Origin of the sequence: Sabulicella glaciei (assembly GCF_026183895.1) — a bacterium.
Taxonomy (GTDB): Bacteria; Pseudomonadota; Alphaproteobacteria; order Acetobacterales; family Acetobacteraceae; genus Roseococcus; species Roseococcus glaciei.
Genome location: NZ_JAPFQI010000033.1, coordinates 13,109 through 30,294 on the forward strand (window position 1 = coordinate 13,109; position 17,186 = coordinate 30,294).

14 protein-coding genes and 1 pseudogene are annotated in these 17,186 nt (G+C 65.8%); 9 read left to right on the top strand and 6 right to left on the bottom strand.

All coding sequences use genetic code 11. The features are described from left to right. Positions 1–63 precede the first annotated feature (63 nt). Positions 64–1,566, bottom strand: a complete 1,503-nt coding sequence (locus OF850_RS22295; RefSeq protein WP_301592522.1) for a flavin-containing monooxygenase — start codon at positions 1,564–1,566, stop codon at positions 64–66. 437 nt (positions 1,567–2,003) lie between these two features. On the opposite strand from OF850_RS22295, the gene OF850_RS22300 reads away from it, so the two are divergent. Beyond that, complete coding sequence (locus tag OF850_RS22300) at positions 2,004–2,618, top strand: hypothetical protein (protein WP_301592523.1); 615 nt, start codon at positions 2,004–2,006, stop codon at positions 2,616–2,618. Positions 2,619–2,854: 236 nt separating this feature from the next. Then, positions 2,855–3,817, top strand: coding sequence for a Bug family tripartite tricarboxylate transporter substrate binding protein (locus OF850_RS22305; RefSeq protein ID WP_301592524.1), 963 nt, complete (start codon positions 2,855–2,857; stop codon positions 3,815–3,817). A 252-nt stretch (positions 3,818–4,069) separates the two neighbouring features. On the opposite strand, the gene OF850_RS22310 is transcribed toward OF850_RS22305, so the two are convergent. After that, positions 4,070–5,050, bottom strand: coding sequence for a calcium/sodium antiporter (locus OF850_RS22310; RefSeq protein WP_301592525.1), 981 nt, complete (start codon positions 5,048–5,050; stop codon positions 4,070–4,072). 426 nt (positions 5,051–5,476) lie between these two features. Here OF850_RS22310 and OF850_RS22315 point away from each other — a divergent pair, with 426 nt between their 5' ends. The 3 genes from OF850_RS22315 (at position 5,477) to OF850_RS22325 (ending at position 7,911) form a co-directional block, all read left to right on the top strand. Then, the gene (locus OF850_RS22315; protein ID WP_301592526.1) at positions 5,477–6,163 is read left to right on the top strand and encodes a hypothetical protein; all 687 of its coding nucleotides are present in this window, start codon (positions 5,477–5,479) and stop codon (positions 6,161–6,163) included. Positions 6,164–6,752: 589 nt separating this feature from the next. After that, positions 6,753–6,998 carry a hypothetical protein gene (locus OF850_RS22320; RefSeq protein ID WP_301592527.1) on the top strand — a complete coding sequence of 82 codons (246 nt, stop codon included), beginning with the start codon at positions 6,753–6,755 and terminating at the stop codon, positions 6,996–6,998. A 256-nt stretch (positions 6,999–7,254) separates the two neighbouring features. Then, positions 7,255–7,911 (top strand): hypothetical protein, encoded by a 657-nt coding sequence (locus OF850_RS22325; protein WP_301592528.1) that lies wholly within the window; start codon positions 7,255–7,257, stop codon positions 7,909–7,911. A 263-nt stretch (positions 7,912–8,174) separates the two neighbouring features. Here OF850_RS22325 and OF850_RS22330 read toward each other — a convergent pair. Further along, positions 8,175–9,204, bottom strand: a pseudogene (locus tag OF850_RS22330) (IS3 family transposase); the annotation flags it as partial. Positions 9,205–9,307: 103 nt separating this feature from the next. Beyond that, a complete protein-coding gene (locus OF850_RS22335; protein ID WP_301592529.1) occupies positions 9,308–9,946 on the bottom strand; it encodes a hypothetical protein in 639 nt (212 codons plus the stop codon). A gap of 1,526 nt (positions 9,947–11,472) precedes the next feature. Between OF850_RS22335 and OF850_RS22340 the strand changes: the two genes are divergently transcribed. Both OF850_RS22340 and OF850_RS22345 read left to right on the top strand, forming a co-directional pair. Continuing rightward, positions 11,473–11,673 (top strand): hypothetical protein, encoded by a 201-nt coding sequence (locus tag OF850_RS22340; RefSeq protein ID WP_301592530.1) that lies wholly within the window; start codon positions 11,473–11,475, stop codon positions 11,671–11,673. 322 nt (positions 11,674–11,995) lie between these two features. Beyond that, the gene (locus tag OF850_RS22345) at positions 11,996–12,217 is read left to right on the top strand and encodes a hypothetical protein (RefSeq protein ID WP_301592531.1); all 222 of its coding nucleotides are present in this window, start codon (positions 11,996–11,998) and stop codon (positions 12,215–12,217) included. 617 nt (positions 12,218–12,834) lie between these two features. On the opposite strand, the gene OF850_RS22350 is transcribed toward OF850_RS22345, so the two are convergent. Further along, a complete protein-coding gene (locus tag OF850_RS22350) occupies positions 12,835–13,101 on the bottom strand; it encodes an SDR family oxidoreductase (protein WP_301592532.1) in 267 nt (88 codons plus the stop codon). A gap of 1,019 nt (positions 13,102–14,120) precedes the next feature. Then, positions 14,121–14,864 (bottom strand): class I SAM-dependent methyltransferase, encoded by a 744-nt coding sequence (locus OF850_RS22355; protein WP_301592533.1) that lies wholly within the window; start codon positions 14,862–14,864, stop codon positions 14,121–14,123. 473 nt (positions 14,865–15,337) lie between these two features. Here OF850_RS22355 and OF850_RS22360 point away from each other — a divergent pair, with 473 nt between their 5' ends. Together OF850_RS22360 and OF850_RS22365 are read left to right on the top strand one after the other, a co-directional pair. Next, the gene (locus OF850_RS22360) at positions 15,338–16,876 is read left to right on the top strand and encodes a coiled-coil domain-containing protein (RefSeq protein ID WP_301592534.1); all 1,539 of its coding nucleotides are present in this window, start codon (positions 15,338–15,340) and stop codon (positions 16,874–16,876) included. Between the two features lie 106 nt (positions 16,877–16,982). Then, positions 16,983–17,186 (top strand): hypothetical protein (locus OF850_RS22365; RefSeq protein WP_301592535.1); only part of this gene is annotated, 204 nt, incomplete at its 3' end.

Sequence of the window (17,186 nt, forward strand, 5' to 3'; positions counted from 1 at the left end):
CGTGCTGATGGCACCCAGAAGCGCAGGAGCAAGGATCCGTCAGCGTCCGACTGCACGGACGTCTCAGCGATAGACAAAGACCGGATCCGTCAGCGCGATGGCAGGAAAGGTCTTTCCGTCTTCCCAGTGGTCCTGGCTGTGCCCCCATTCTGGCTTAGCACCGCGCTTCGGCAGCAAGTGCAGTCCGCGCATCAGGTAACCTGGGTTGAAGTCCTCTGGGTCGGTCCAGGAATGCAGCGGCATCTCTGCATCCTCCGGCCGCAGCGCAACCTCCACCTGCCGCGCACCGGTCTGCCGCATGTGCTCCAGCAGCCGGCAGACGAAATCCGCCACGAGATCCACCCGCAAAGTCCAGGCGGCACGGAAGTAGCCGAACACCCAGGCGAGGTTCGGCACGCCGGTGAACATCATGCCGCGATAAGTCACGGTCTGTGCCAAGTCCAGCTTCTGCCCATCCACCTCAAAGGGAATGTCGCCGAGGACGCTGAGGTGGAAGCCTGTCGCCGCAACCACGATGTCGGCCTGCAACTCCTGGCCAGAAGAAAGGCGGATGCCACACTCGGTGAAGCACTCCACCGTGTCGGTGACGACCGAGGCTGTGCCCTCCCGGACGCAGCGGAACAAATCTCCGTCGGGAATAAAGGCGATGCGTTGCTGCCAGGGCCGGTGACTGGGGGTGAAGTGGGGGTCGAGCGGATGATCGGGGCCGAGATGCTCGCGCGCCTGCGCCAGCAGTTCCGCCTTCACCGCCTCCGGCTCCGTGAAGCTACGCCGTGCGAACTTCGCCTGTTCGTATTGGATCTTGCGGCGGACGATCTCATGGATCCATTCCTCCGGCACGCGCAGCTCACGTAACTCCTCGGCCATTGGCAGCGCAAAACGGCCGCTGCGGTAGTAGATCGGGGAGCGCTGCAGCAGCGTCACATGAGCGCAACGCCCCGCGATTGCGGGGACCAGCGTCGCTGCCGTTGCGCCAGCCCCAATGACGACGACACGCTGGCCGGTGAGGTCCAGCTCGTCGGGCCATGTCTGCGCGTGAATGATGCGTCCTCCGAAATGCTCCATGCCGGGCCAGTCCGGCATATGGCCCTCGGCATGGCGGTAGTAGCCCTGGCACATCCAAAGGAAGCCCGTCTGAATCTGGAACGAAGTGCCAGTGTCGGTGTGACATCCCTCAATCGTCCAGCGGGCCGACGCACTGTCCCAGTGGGCGCCCGTGATTCGGTGGTGATAGCGGATGAAACGGCCGAGGTCGTTCTCCTCGATCACCTCTTGCATGTAGCCCAAGATTTCCTCGGCGGTCGCCAGCGGCGCTCCCGTCCAAGGCTTGAAACTGTATCCGTAGGTATAAAGGTCGCTGTCGGAGCGGATGCCAGGATAACGGTGGACCCGCCATGTGCCGCCAAAGCTCTCAAGCGCCTCGAGCACGACAAAGCGCAGCCCTGGAAGGCGCTGGGCCAAGTGCCAGACCGCGCCAATGCCCGACATGCCCGCGCCGACAATGACAACATCGACCAGTTCTGCCTCGGGGTCCGCCGCCTGGGGGAGGATCTTCGTTTCGAACAAGTCAGCGCCTCCTGCCCGGCCCTGCACTCCGGCGTGACCGCACGGGAACGGTAATCGTGGTTGACGGCGGGAGGCGTGAATTCGGTGTTAGGCGAGAGCCTGAGGCGACATCCTCCTCCTTGACCCAGGGCTAGTGGCCATTGACCGTGGACCCGCATCTGGTCCGCCCAAAAGAGAGCTTTCGGGCTTCATCGACAGCCCTTCCGGGCTGCTTCGGCAGCAAATTTCTGGAGCGTCAGGTGCCTCAGGGCAGTGTCAGGCCGGATGCAGCAAGGGCATGCCTGTCGTCGAACGCCCCCACGCCGGGTGGGAGGTCGTTCGACCAAGCGCCGGCAACGCACTGATCCGCACCCAAATCCAGCCCTTGTTGGGCTCATTGATCTGGCCAGCGCAGTAGCGCACCCTCGGGGAAATCGTGAATTGGGGAGGATCAGAGAATGGCCGAGGCGCTCGTATTTCCAGGTACCGTCGAGTGGTCGGGGGAAAACCCAGGCATCTCGCTGAAGGAGTCGCCCGATGGTCCGTTCACGACCCTCGCCTCGTTCTTCCGCGTGGTGCTTTCGCCACATGGGCGCGGTCATGCACTCGTTCTCTTGTTGTCACCACAAGACGAAAAGCCGAAATCAGACCGCCCAAATGTGTGCCTGACCGACAACGAGCCGCTCGCCCGCTGGCTCGTGTCTGATTACGTGGCCCATTTCGGTGCGTGGCGAGGATTGCCGGGACTGCGAGGGCTTGAATACCGCCCTCTCGACAGCGTGGCATCGGGCGGTGATGCCATCACCCACTACAGTGAGACGGTGCAAGCCTCGGGCATGACGATCGCACTGGAGTGGTCCGGCCTTCGCACTCCGTTCTGCTTCGCCCTTCCACCCGAGCAGTCCGCCACCAGCCGGCACCACATGCCAAGCCTCTTCGTGGGCTGCGACACCGCGACCGTAACTGTGAACGGGACACGCCTGCCTGGTGCGCCCACACCACGCGAGATTGTTGGGCATCGCATCACAACGGCCATGCTCGCCTTCTCGGAGACATGGATCCGTGCCCGGTAGCCACGCCCGATAGTTGATGTCGCCCGGGTCCCTCCCCAATCCCATGGCAGGGGGGCTTACGCTGCGTCACTGCACAGGCCTGTTAGAGCTTCGCTGCGCCCGCAATTAGACGGGGCGCCGACGTCTTCCGCCTCACGCGGCAGTGATTGACCCGATTTTCCTCGGCGGCGCAGAATTAGGTGTGCTTGAATCACGGTCTGCACCAACGCATGAAGGTGCAGCAGGGAGGCATTGGCATGCGACGGATGCACCTCGCATTGACCGCCGTTGTGACGGGCCTGACTTTGTTGGCCGAACCGGCACAGGCGCAGCAGCCTACCGTTGATCCCGTCCGTCTGCTGGTTGGCTTCCCGCCCGGCAACGCCTCGGACCTCGCCGCGCGCGTGCTAGCGGATGGGCTCCAAGGTCGCCTCGGTCGGCCCGTGACAGTGGAGAACCGCGTCGGCGGCGGCGGCATGGTGGCCGCGGAAGCGGTGGCCCGGGCGGTGCCGGACGGGACCACCCTCGGCGTGATCGCTCCCCTTGCGCTGGCCATCGCCCGCCACACCCGGACGCTGCCCTTCGACCCGCAGGCCGACTTCACGCCGCTCAGCCTGTTTGCCTCCGCCCCAATGCTGGTCCTCGTCGCCCCAGAGCATCCGGCGCGCAACTTGCGCGAGATGGCGGAGGCATTGCGGACCGAGCCCGATGCGAGCTGCGGCTCCAATTCGGGTGTCGGCCACTCGTTGGTGGCAGTTCTGCTGGTACGAAGCCTGAGGGTGGCGTGCCGTCACGTTCCCTACCCCGACCCATCCAAGGCCCCGGACGACCTGAGGACGGGCACAATTCGGACGTATGTCAGCGTGCCGCCGCCGGTCCTCTCTGCGGTGCGCGAGGGGCGGGTGCGCGTGCTCGCGGTGGCTGCGCCGCGCCCGGTTGCGTTTCTCCCCGGGGTGCCGACCGTGGCCGAGACCCTGCCTGGCTTCGAGGCAGTGGACGCCTGGGCGTTGCTCGGCCCGCAACGCTTGCCGGAGGCGCTCGCGGCACGGCTGGAGCGGGCGGCGGTGGAGGCGGCACGGGACGCGGCCGCGGCCGCGCGGCTGCGCGCGCTCGGGGCCGAGCCGGTTGGCTCTTCCGCGACCGAGTTGGCGGAGATCATGCGCGCCGAGGACGCGCGCTGGGGCTCGGCCGTGAGGCAGGCGGGCCCCTCCTCCAACTGATCATGCGCATCTCCCGCACTGCCCCGTGGGCGCGCCTCGCACACCTGGCACGCCCTTGATCCGGTCTAGTGTAGCGCCGTTCATCGACGCGTGACCGCCGGTGGGCCGCAGCGGTAGCCGAGCACGGCCAGCGCCGAATGCCCCGGCTCGCCCAGCACAGACAGCTAGCCGGCGTGCGGACGGCGACACACGGTCGAGGAGGTGGCCACCCGCGTCTCGCGGCGACACTGTCCCGCCGCCCACGCTTCGCGGTCAGGCCGGCCAGATCCACCAGACATAGGCGACGTACGCGGCAATCAGCACGCCGCCCTCGCGCCGGCCGATGCGCAGCCCGGTCCAGGCGAAGACCAGCAGCGCAAGCGAAACCGTCAGCATCACGGGGCTGTCGAAGCGGGCAATCTCCGGCGGCACCACCGTCGGCGAGATCACCGCCGTCACGCCAAGTATGCCGAGCACGTTGTAGATGTTGGAGCCGAGCACATTGCCGAGCGCCACGTCGGATTGCCGGCGCACCGCCGCGACCAGCGAGGTGACGAGTTCCGGCATCGAGGTGCCGACCGCCACGATCGTCAGCCCGATCACGGTCTCGGAGATGCCGAGGCTCTGCGCGAGCGCGACGGCGCCGTCCACCATCAGCCGTCCGCCGACGACCACCAGAACCAACCCGCCCAGTGCCATGCCGAGCGACACGAGCAGCGGGGCCGCACCGGCGGCGGGCGCATGCAGCGTCGGGTGAGTGCCCTCGAAGGCCTCCGCCTTTTCGTAGGCGGCGCTGTGGCCGTCGGTGCCGGCCCGCTCCGTCCGCCAGGCGTGGACGAGGTACGCCACAAGCGCCGCCAGGAGAAGGGCGCCGACCGTGCGGCCGAGCGGTAGGGTGAAGCCGATGACGACGACGGCTAGCGCGGCCGCGGCGCCAAGCACGCCGTCGCGGCCGAGCGCGCCGCTGCTCACCCGGATGGGCGACAGCAGCGCGGCGATGCCGAGGATCAGCAGGACGTTGGCGATGTTGCTGCCGACGACATTGCCGACGGCGATGCCGGGCGAGCCGGCAAGAGCGGCCTGAACGCTGGTGACGAGTTCGGGCGTCGAGGTGCCGAAGCCGACCAGCGTCAGCCCGATCAGCAGAGGCGAGACGCCAATGCGTTCGGCCACCCGGACAGCGCCGCGAACCAGGAACTCGCCCCCGAGCGCGAGCAGGGCGAGGCCGCCGAGTAGGAGGAGAGCGGTGTCCATGGTCGCGCCTCCTCTAGGCCCTCGGTCCGCACCCTGTCGAGTTCGGAGACGGCCGTCGTCACCCCGCCTGCCTTGGCTCCTCGGCCCTTATTGCCGCAGGCCCACTCCCACAGGGGTACAACCACCAGCACCGCCAGGAGGATGGAGCCGGCAGAACGGCCGAGCGGTGGGGTGCACGCCGATGATGGCGCCGGCCAGCGCGGGCGGAGCCCCCCAAGGCTGTCGATCTGTGTCGATCCTTTTTACAACCTCGCGGCGCCCACGGTCCTGGGCACGGAAAAACCATGCTTCCACATAGATTTGGCAACATGGCACGGCGCTTGCTTCATCGGGAATGACGGGTCGGAAGCGCGTTGCGACCTCAAGGGGCACAGCTCCGGCAGGGTTCGGAAACAGCAACGGCACACTGGTTTGAGGAGCATCTCGATGAAGAAGCTGGCACTCATGGCGACGACCGCCGCCTTTGTCGGTCTGAGCGCGATCGCCCAGGCGGCGCCGATCACCATCATCACCTGGGCGCAGGACACGACCGAAAAGTTGATCACGGCCAATTCCATTGGCGGCGCCACGACGGAGCTGATGGGGACCAACGTGGCAGTGACCGTGTCGGGTTATGCGAATGGCGTCGCGACGCCTTTCTCGGCCTTCCTGAACCTGAACGCGACCAGCACGGGCGCCGCGACGCTTGTGGGCGGGGACGATGTCCGTCAGGCCTTCGCCGGCACCTTCACCATCACCTCCGGCATGGGCGGCACGGGCATCAACTACCTGTCGGGCAGCTTCTCGGACATCGCGCTGGCGGGTTCGCGCGTGTCCGGACCGCAAGGTGGCTTCCAGGCCAGCCTGCTTGCCACGGAGCCGTCAGGCATTGTGAACCTGACCTCCGACCAGATCCCTGCCGCCAACCTGCAGGATCCGTCGGCGATCGGCTTCACCTTCACGGCGCTTTCGCAGGCGCTCGACATCTGCGGCACGACGATCTGCCACTTCACGGCGAGCGTCAGCGGCAACGCGAGCGCCTCGCAGGTCGCCGTTCCGGCCCCGGCCGGCCTCGCCTTCCTCGGCCTCGGCCTGCTCGGCCTTGCTGCCGTCCGCCGCAAGGTCGCGGCCTGAACACATCCGCTTTCTTGAGCAGCGTGAGAGAATAGGAACGGCCCCGGTTCGCAAGAGCCGGGGCCGTTTCCGCGTGGCGTGATAGCCAGTCGGACAGGATCACGGACAGACCCGAACTCATGCAGCTAGACGCTGGGACTGGAAGGCCTCAGTCGACCAAGGCCGGGTTCGGGATCAACGTCATGGCCCCCGGCGCCGCAAGAAGCCCGCCTCCTGTGGCGGAGCTTTGTCGTCTCAAGGCGCCAACATCTGACGCGGACTAGGCTCCAGAACAGCCGGTACCTGAGCCTGTGGCCCATCTAGCAGTGACATCCATAGCGACGAGGACTTCCAAGAGCGCGACGGGAGCACTAGCGGCTCCCCTGAGATGCGCGGCACCCCCGGGCATCTCCCAGCAGGCGCAAGCGCTTCGGCCCTTGTCGGCGTCGCCTCGATACGTATTGCCCCTGACCTGCAACACCGTGCCGATTGCTCTACTCAAATTCGCCTTATGGTTGTGGATGCGTATGCTGAAGGTGTTGGCCACGTTTCAGGCGGCCGATCAACTCGCAAACATCCACACACAAGCGTTTGGTGAAGAGGTCCGACCATGCCGCAGTTTCGACGCTTCCTGGCAGCTGTTGAACAGCTGGGAGACGCGATGCTCGACGAACAGAATGTGTTGAGGAAGTGCGGCAAGACTTCGGCTGAGTTCCGCCAAGCGGCCCAGCGCACGGCTCATCTTATCGAGCAGATCAAGGTCGGCGGGTGCGTGATCCCGGCGAGCGTCGAGCGCAACGAGGGACCCAGCCGCAACGTGGGCAAGGCCGAGCGTCGAGCGATCGTGGAAGTGTAGCCAAGACCCCACCGCAGAGCCTTGGGGCGGAAGGTTATTTTCTCGGCTTCCCACCCGGCGCCGCGCGGCCCACTCTTTCAATCAGCCGACCGTGCCATGCCCTGCCCCTCGCCTTTGACCTTGTCGACCTTGCGGCCCATGGAGCGACCGTGTCCAACGATGAGCGGTTCATGACCTGCTCCATGGACCTTCTTGGCGATGCTCCTTTTGAACTTCGCGCTGGTTCCTCGCCATCGTGCCGGCGGAGGGAGTAAGGATGATGTCAATCGTCGTGAAGGACGTTCCTCGCTGTCGCGCGATTAAAGGCGAGTGCGTCGGCCACGTGCGCTGGTGCGAAGCGCTGGCGGGCATCGCCGACGAGGCAGAAGCCATTCGAAGCCGTCCCTACCGTGACCTGCGCGCCCTCCGCGGCCTGTATTTCAGTGTCCGCGATCTGGAGCGTCGGCGAGGTCTCATTGAGGCGTGGCGCTCCCTTGAGCAGAGCGAACGCGACCTTTGCGACATTTATCTCGACTGGGCGCGGCGAGACCTGAAGGAAGCCCGCGCCCACTCCGGATGGGGTTTCCTAACTCTGGGGGCGGTCATTGCCTGCGTGGTGACCGGCCAGCAGGCCTGCGTTTTGGTCTGCGCCATGGCGGGACTTATCCTCGCCTTTGTTTTCATCAGGAAGGCGCACGAGAGCCGGATCCGCGATCGTGCTGCCGCCGTGCAATCGATCGAGGATCTGGTCGCGGCCGGGGAGGCAGACACCATGGCACTCCAGGCTCGCCAGGAACTTTTCAGCGCATCGGAAGCGCTGACTGGCGAACCCGACCCCTGCTGGCGTCCGGAGGTCGGTGGCGTGGGTGCGCAGGCCACATTCAGGGGGCACGGCCGAACGGGAGGCTGTGGGTCCGACCTTTATCCAGGCTGAAGTTTGGGTCCGTCCTCAGCTGGGTGAGGGTGACGGAGCGACGGTCACGCGAGACGCCGTGTCATATCCGCAACGAGACTGACCAAGCGCTCGACGGTGATCTCGCTCCGCGGTGGGAGACGTGAATTCAGTGTTAGGCGAGAGCCTGAGGTGACATCCTCCTCCTTGACCGAGGGCTAGTGCTACATCTGGCGACACGCGACCAGAGCCTGCTTAGCGACCTACCAACCGTGTGCCATTACTTGGCTCTCGGCTTCATGAATGTAGTGCCAGCGCCATTCCTCGATGAGCACCTGCGCTTCGCGGAGCGTGGCGAACACCGCGCCGTTGAGCAGTTCGTCGCGCAGCTTGCCGTTGAAGGACTCGACGTACCCATTCTCCCACGGGCTCGCCTTCTCGATAAACGCCGTCTTTGCCCCAATGCCCTCGATCCAACCCGTTAGTACCGCAGCTACGAACTCCGACCCCTGATCCGAGCGAATGTGGGTGGGCGCCCCGCGTGCGATGAACAGGTCGGCCAAGGTGTCGATGACATCGGCCGAGGTGAGCCTGCGCGCCACCCGGATGGCCAAGGCTTCGCGCGTGAACTCGTCCACCACGCACAGCATGCGAAACTTCCGCCCGTCCCGCGTGCGATCCTCGACGAAGTCATACGCCCAGACATGTCCGGGCCACTCGGGGCGCAGCCGGATGCCGGACCCGTCCGCCAGCCACAGCCTGCCGCGCTTCGGCTGCCGCCGCGGCACACGCAGCCCCTCGCACCGCCAGATCCGCTCCACGCGCTTCCGGTCCACCGACCAGCCCGCATCCCGCATCCCGCAGCAGCGCCGTGATCCGCCGGTAGCCGTAGCGGCCGTAGCGTTTTGCCAACTCGACGATGTCTGCCGTCAGCGCGTTCAACGCAGTGCGTTGAACCGTCGTCGGATCCGCGTGACACCTTCCGTTGCGTCGACCGATGCTGCCCCACCACCGCGCAGGCCTTCCGCTCCGACACGCCTAGCTCGCGCACCACATGCTCGACGCAGGCCCGACGCCGGGCGGGGCTCACCATTTTCCCGACGCGGCCTCCTTCAGGATCATCTTCTCGAGCGTCAGGTCGGAGACCGCCTTGCGCAGCCGCGCCTTCTCGCGCTCCAGTTCCTTCAGCCGCTTCATCTGGTCCAACTTCAGACCGCCAAGCTCCGCCCGCCACGGATAGTACGTCTGCTCCGTCACCCCGATCGTCCGCACCGCCTCAACAGCGGACTTCCCCTGCGCCAGCAGAACCTCGACCTGACGCAGCTTTGCGACGATCTCCTCCGGCTTGTGGTGCTTCCTCGCCGTCCCAAAAGCCCTTCACGGCTCCACCGGTCTCACATTACCTGCGAATCGCTTCTACGGGGTCAGGTCAAGATGGTCAGACCGCTCTCCAGCGCAGCAGGCTAAGGCCCAGCAGGCCAGCACCTAGCAGAGCAAACCCGGCCGGCGCGGGCACCGGAACGGGGAGGGCCGCGGACCCGCCGGAGAAGGTGAAGCTGCCAAGCAGGTTTACGCCGTCCGATTGGCCCGAGAAGGTGAAGGTGCCCGGGGTGTCGTCAAAGCCTGCCGCGCGCAGGGTGCCTGCGCCACTGATCAGCAGGTAGTCGGTCTCGGATGCGCCCTGGCCCGCGGGCGGAACGGAGAACTGCGTGTACGTCACGTTGACGAGATCGAAGATGAGGCCACCCACGGCAAAGAAATCCATGATCGGGCCTGCGAACGAAGCGAAGTTGAAGTCCTGGATGGCGCCAAAGTCACCGGCAGCGACGGGCATGTTGCCGCTCGCGTCGACCTCGTTCACCAAGAAGGCGCCGCCGCCACCTTTGACGCACTCACCGAACACGTTGGCGCAAAAGTCGCTGGCCACTGCGTCGGCGAGGCGCACATTGGTGCCCGAAGCGTCGGTCCCCTGGAACAGGCCCGTGAAGTCGATCGACCCGGTCAACGGAGCCGCGTGCACCGTATACGGCGCGGCGAGAAGGCTGAGGCCCAGGGCTATTTGCTTGGGAATGCGCATCGGGATTTCTCCTGCTTCTTCGCGGCTGATGGGAGTTGCTGCCGTACGAGGAAGAAATCGCCAGTCCGAGCACGAGTTTGGTCACACACCAAATTATGCGCGAGTGTTGCGCCACGAACACAACCGAAGCGTTAGGATTCCCGAATGAAACACAACCGGACAGTGTTTCTGGCTCTACGCCATTCTGCCAACAGCGGAACGCATGGACTGTCTCCCGTTGCGCTCATGGGCGAACCAGGTCAACCACAAGTTACAGATCCGAAACACTGCTAACGGCCGTCATGGTTGAGTGATTGCTGGCATTCGGGATTGCTCAAGTCCGGCTATCCGAGATCTGCCACGGGCACAGTGTGCAAAGAGGAGCGAGGCTACCTTGCCGCTGAGACGTAGGGCCGGACGGAACTGGGTCGCCCGCGTCGCGGCGGTCGCGCCCTTGGCCCTCATCCCGCTGCGCTTGGTCTTGTCCACCACGCTTGAAGCATGCCGGGCTGAGCAAGACAGCCTGCTCCGGTTGCGGTGCTAGGACGCGCTTCCGCTCCCCAGTGGCGGGCGAGCCGCAAGCCAGGCGCCGGCGAGGGAAATCGTACTGGCCGAATGGAGCGGCGTTGGTGCCCAGTCTCCCCGCCCAGTCCGCGCGTCCGGCCCGGGGGAGATGCAATGGACCGCGGAGGGCTTCGTCGAGGTGTAGCGGCTCGGCTCGGATGGGCAGTTCAGCGACATCCTGGCGAGCCAGGCCTGCGCCGGCCCGGGCCGGGTCGCCCTTACTCGCCACAGGGCGGCGAGATCCTGCTGCGCTTCAATGCGATGGGGCGGTGACAGGCGCGGGTGGTGGCGGTTCGATGGCCTGGTAGGAGATCGCAGCCCTTCTCGGCGCGGCTCTCGGTATCGTCAATCTCGCCACCGGACTCATCGCTTGCCGCCCAGCCTTTTCGATCGGTCTCGCGGATAACCCCGGCCGATTCAAGGAAGCGCCACCCGTTTTGCTGACGGTCAATGCTGTGAACCGCGATATGCTGCTGCGTCGGATCTGGCTCTTTCCTGGCTGGCATGAGCTGGACGTCGTCTGGGCCGGGGATCTGGACGGCAGGGATGCCCCATAGCTCACATCGTCGAGTGGCAGTTGCGCCAAGTTTTCATCCAACGGGTCGCGGCCAAGGGCACGCGCAACTTCCACCCGGACCTTCTTGGCCAGTACTCTTGGCGCCCGGTCGTGATCGTGTGGAACGATGGCCGACAGCTCGTCTGGCCCTTCAAGGTCATCTGGCTGCCACAGCATGGCAAGGGAACTTGCGGTGGCAAACCGAATACCCTGAGCCGCGCGGAGGGTCGGACTCAAGCCGCGGCTGGCGGCAAAGGCGCTGACAGCAAAAACGGCAAAGCAACCTTCCCATGCCAGATTAGGTAATCGACCCGATGCATTCCATGGGTGCATGCTGCATCTTTTCTACAGCTTAAGGTTGCATGAACTGACATGAAGTCGGCATCGCTTTCGAATAGGTGGTGGCGACACGGCTTAGGAGAGCGTCGTGCTGCTAACGAAAGAGTACCAAATCGCACTCGATGAGCTTCAAAGGGTGATGCTGCAGCAGCAACACGCCTTGGATGTCTTCGGCAGCGGGTCCGCCGAGTTCCTTGAGGCGGCCAAGCGCGCGGCCGAGCTGCAAAGCCGATTGAAGGCGGCCCAACGGGTGCGCCTCGTCGTCGCGGCATGGCGCGAGCCGGACTGACCGTCCAGCGAGCTATCTGAGCACCAAAGGCCAAGACACGCGCGGATTAGGCTACCCGCGGCTTGCGCCGTCGACTTGGCTCCTGTCGCAGGGCCGAAGCTCTTCGCCATGCTTGTGGAACACTGGTGGTGCCCCTTGATCCAACTGAGCGCCAGCGACCTTAAGATGTGCCATTTGCGCCACAGTGTGTCTCCGCATGCCGCCACAGTTCGGGAGATTACTGATTCCACGTTGCCCTCTCCAAGGCCCCTCAATTATGGGAATGTTTGATGCTTTGAACCCGGGGGGGACTGATCAAGGCATCGCGCTGGGGAAACTGAATATGCAAGCAGAGAAGACCGCGGCCGACGCTCGCCGCGAGGTCCGTGAGTGCGAGGTCCGCATCAAGCGGCAGATCGCGTTCATCGCCGAATTGAAAAATGACGGCATTCCCCATGCCGTGGCGGTTGCTCAGGCCCTGCTTGCGACGATGCAGAATTCTCTCGACCGAGCGCGCGCCACGGTGGAGGCGCACTGCAGCCTGCACGAGGTCGCGAGCGGCTAAGATGGTGCGGTCCGACGCCTTTCGTGGGTCTAGGGTCCGACGTCTCGTTCATCACGGGGAGTGGGCCGGGAGTGAGACTAAGGAAGGCGGCGATGGCGGGCTATAACGCCGATCCTGCATAGCCTGCCAAGATCCCATGGGGTCGCCTGCCGTCGAAGCGGGAAGAGAGTAGGCACGCATAACCGAGGCAGCGGCGGCAGAGGCGCTCCGAAGCTACGGGATTCCCCGTTCTTCATGCCCTGGCTTTGATTGGGCATTAAGCCTCAGCACGACCCCGGCCTTCACTGACCGAGATCGTCATCAAGGCGCCAAGGGGACACCTCCTCTCGGCGCCTTCCGATTCTCTGGGCTCAATCTTCCCTGACGGTGGACGTATGGAACTGTATGAGGATTCTCTGACTTGGGCTGAGCGGCTCGTCCGGGAGCATGAGGGACTGGTGGGACGGCAGCGCTCCCTGATTAAGGATTTGGATCGCGACCGCCTTTTCGAAGAGGCGGACGCGGCCAGGACGGCCCTGAAGGCCTCCCTGAACCGGCTGGAGTTTCTCCGTCAGCACTTGCGACGCGAGCAACGCTGGCACGCTCTGCAAGCCTAGGTTCATCGCCATGCGGCTGTCTCAGAGCGAAGAGCCGCCACAGATCATGATCTGCTGTCTTGTGATGGCCTCGGCCTCGGGGCCGAGGATGAAGGTGGTAAGGGCAGCGACCTCTCCGGGGCGAATGTAGAGCCCGATAGGCGGCACCTTCCGAGGCGTGCCAACTCGCGCGGGATCACGCAGCATCGGCGTGTAGGTGGTTCCAGGTGCGACGATATTCACAGTGATGCGCGATCTGTGGATGGCAGAGCGGAGGTTGCCGAACTGGCTGAAGGCGGCGTCGAGCAAGGGGACCTCAGGCGACGGGCATCAAACGAACTTGTCAGATCGAGGCGGCTGCGACCAGGAAACAAATTGGGCGGGGAGCAAGACCTCACTTTGCGAACTCCTGTGCCATCTAGCGAAATCCCCGGCCGGTCGACCCACAACCACCTGATAGGGCGGCAGGCCAAAGCGCGCGAAAAGCTGAACTTCGGCCAGTAGAAGGCCATGGCTCGCCGCGGAGCGCTTGCCAGCGTCCAGGAGGGCGTCGAGGACGTCGAGCACCTTCTCATGGGTGAGCGCCGATACGGGCCGCTGCAGCTGGCTGGTGGAGTTGTTGCGGAGGTGGCGAGGTGCATCCTGTGCGTGGTTCTTGCGACGCGAGGAGAGGTGCAGCTTCGACCAATCTGCGATCAGTCTCTCGAGGGTGAAGGCGGCCTCACGCTTGGACGCCCCGGCCTCCTCTCGCTGGCGAACTGCTTCTGCGCGCTTCGCTTCACGCTCCGCCTTTGGATCGAAGCCTGCCGCGAGGCGCCCCAGGCGGATGCGTGCCGCCTCTCCAGCCTTCTCGACCGTGAGGGCGCCCCAGAATCCCAGAGGCTCGCGGACCGGGGTCGGTCCACTGCACCAAGTAAGTCTTGCTGTCCTTGGCGGTGGCGCGGATGCCGAGGCCGCGGGTCTCCGTATCGAAGGCCATCCTGTCCTTCGCACCTGGCGCAGGTGCAAAGCTGGCCACGAAGCGGTCCGTCAGCTTTGGCTTTTCGGCTCCGGTCTTTCAGCGGACCTCTGGAGCACCCGTAGCGGACCCTGCGAGGAGGGCTACTACGGGTCCAAATTTCGGCTTGTGTCGTGACCATTGGAGAGAGGCGACGCGGAACGGAAGGTTTTCGGTGGCTTACGGCGCTGCGTGGCGTTTCGTGTCAGTTACACGCTTCTGCCTTCTAATCATGGGTCGCAACCGCATGCCATTCTCCCAACCGTGCGCAGGGACCAGAGTGCACCGCCCACTACCCTACACACCCAGTCCTTCTCCCGAGGGCCGGGCCTCAAGCGGGTCTACGGGCCAGCACTTCCATGATGGCGAGATGCACCTCTTCCAGGCTCCGGGCCGCGTTTGCCTGTCGCTGCACCATACCAGGGCCGACCAGCACGTGCAGGCCGAGCGGGGGTGGCCCCTCCTGTTCCACGCGGCGGCGAGCTTTCCGTAGGGTGAGGAGCGCCTCGGCAGTGGTGTCGCGCAGCCGGGCAACCTCGAAGCCCGCGGCCTCCAGTTCGGTCCTCGTTTGCTCGGGCGCGGAGAGAAACGTTCCGGACGGCTCCACCGCCCAAGGACAGGGGTGGTGCGGCGGACCCTTGGGGCCGGCCGCGTAGGCGATGACGGCCAGCGTGCCGCCAGGTCGCAGCACTCGCAGCGCCTCGCGCCAGAAGCCAAGCTTGTCGGCGACGCACATAACCACGTTATGCGAATAGGCCCGGTCGAAGTCGCCGTCTGGCGAGGGCAGGGCGAGCGCATTGCCTTCGACCACGCGCACTCTTTCTGCAAGGCCGGTGGCAGCGTTCAGCGCGGCCGCGGCAGCGCAGTATTCCGGCTTCAGCTCGACGCCGGTGACTATGCAGCCGAAGGTGGCGGCGATCGAGCGCGCTGGCCCACCAATGCCGGCGCCGATGTCGAGGATTCGCTCGGCGGCCCGTGGTGGGCCGAGGAGGTCCGCCAGTTCCCGCGTCGCCTGAAGCCCCCGAGCGTGCATGTGATCCAGCGGCGCCAGTGCCTCGGACGTGACTGGCGCCACCTAGGCTAGTTCGGCACGGAGGGCAGCGAGGATCCGCGTCGCAATGCCGGAACCCGGGGTGGGGTCCTGGACTTCGTCGGCCTGCCCCACCGCTCCCTCCTGGTGTTTTTGCCTGGCATCGTGGAAACTTGGTTCAGGCGACCTCGACAATGACCGTGACGCCGAAGGCCGTGGAGGCGCCGAGCACCGAGTGCGCGGGCCGCCCCATGACCCATGGTCGAACCGGCTGCGCACCTCACGGTAATTTGCCGAGTTTCATTCGCTGGGCGAACGTGGCTGCCAACTGCTCAGAGACGCGTATCCCGCCCTGATCAAGGCCAGTTCGGGATCTGAGCCGTGTCTCCGAAACCGGCAAGTTCCTGCGCCGCCGTCCCGCGACTTCATGCGTTATGGGTGCCGTCGTAAGCTGAAGCGACACGACCATCGCGCCGGGATGGGCGCGGCTCATGTGACACATCCGGAGATGCAAGCCGATGGCCAACAAGCAGCGCAAGGATGGAGCCGGCCCCGTGCGCGCAGCGTCGCCCGCGCCTGCCGCCACCGCGGCGCCCATCAGCCGGACCGGTGCCTTCGGCCTGTCCTGGCCGGTGCTTGCCATCGCGGCGGCCGTCCTTGCCCTGATGATCCTTGGCTGGTCCATCGCCGTATCGCGCGGCAACCGGCTGCAGAACGCAGAGGCCACCAGCCAGGCCAATGCCACCCGGGTCGCGGAGCTGGAGGGCACCCTGGCACAGGAGCGCACAGCCTCCGGAGATCTCGTGGCCCTGAACCAGCGCGTTGAGGCCGCGCGCGCCGAGCTTGCCACGGCGGAGACGCGCAGCCGTGAGATCGAGGCCAGCGTTGGCCAGGCCCAGGCCCGTGTCTCCGACATCAACCAGCAGGCGACAGCGAGCGAAGCGCGCGTCGCCGAACTGGCCGCCTCCGCTGCCGTGAACGAGGCGCGCCTCGCCGAACTGCGCCAAGGCATCGAGGCGGCCACATCTGAACTCGCTGCCGCCCGCGCCGAAGCGGCAACCGCCGATGCTGCTCTGGCCGAGCGCCGCGCCGAACTGGAGCGACTCACCGCCCGGCAGGGAGAAGTGACAGAAGCACTGCGCCAAGCGGAAACGCAGGCTGCTGACTTCGCCGCCCGCTCTGAGGCGGCCCAGGCCCGCGTCGCCGCGCTGGTGGCCGAGGCCGGGGATGCCCAGGAGGTCCTGACGGAACGGCAATCCGCGGTTGCCGGCGTCGAAGGTCGCCTTCAGGCGCTCCGCACGGCGATCTCCGACGCCGAAGCAACCCTTGCCGCCCGCGAGGGGGCCCGGGCGGGAGCCGAGGCTCGGCTGGCCGAGATCGCCCGCGCGACCGAAGCCTCGACAGAACGGCTCCGCGCGGCCGAGGTGCGCCTCGTGGAGCTGGTGGACGCCGTGACGGCGGCTGAGGCCCGCCTCGCCGAGTTACGCAGCACCTCCGAGACAGCGAACACCGCCATCACCGAAAGGCAAGCGGCCGCGGCAGCCGTGGAAGCCCGCCTGAGCGAGTTGGCCTCTCAACTCGCCGAGGCTGAGCAGAGCGCGAGCGTGGCGGCCCGCCGCACCAGTGAGCTGGAGGAGCGCGCCGCCTCGCTCCGTGCGCAGGCCAGCGAGGCGGAAGCCGCCCTGGCAGGCCGTCAGCAGGCGCTGACCGACGCCGAACAGCGCCTCGCCTCGCTGCGCGACGCTGCCGCACGGTCCGAAGCGGAACTGACGGCTCGGCGCAGTGAGGCAGAGGTCGCCGAAGCACGCGCTGCGGAAACAGGCCGGAGTGTCGAGGAAGCCACGGTCCGCCTCCGCACCCTGGAAGGCCGTGTCACGGCGCTGGAGGCAGAACTGGCCTCAGCCAACGCAGGTCTGGAGCGCCTGCGAGGCGAAACCGCTCAGCTCGAGCGCGTGGCTACGGAACGACGCCAGGAGATCACCGCCCTTGAAGCTGCCGCATCCCGTCTGCGTGCCGCTCCCGAGGCGGAGCAAGGCCCCGCCGCGCCACCCAGGTGAAACCGGGAACAAGGACCGCTGAGAGGTGAGGTGACACGGCGGAAGTGGTCCGGTCCTGATGTTAGCTTTTCGGCGGATCTCCCCAGATTGAATGGAGAGATTGGCCATGGAGAAGCGATATTTATTGGAGCAGATCGTGGCTGCGCTGAAGCAGGCCGAGTTGGGCCTGCCGGTGGCCGACCTGATCCGCAGGACGGATGGCTCAGGCTGCAAGGAGGTTTCTGACGGTGACGTCCATCGCGATCATGCGACTGGAGGTCTCGTTCACGCCCAGGAGAGCCATCGCCTGTTCCATGGACGCGGGTTTGGG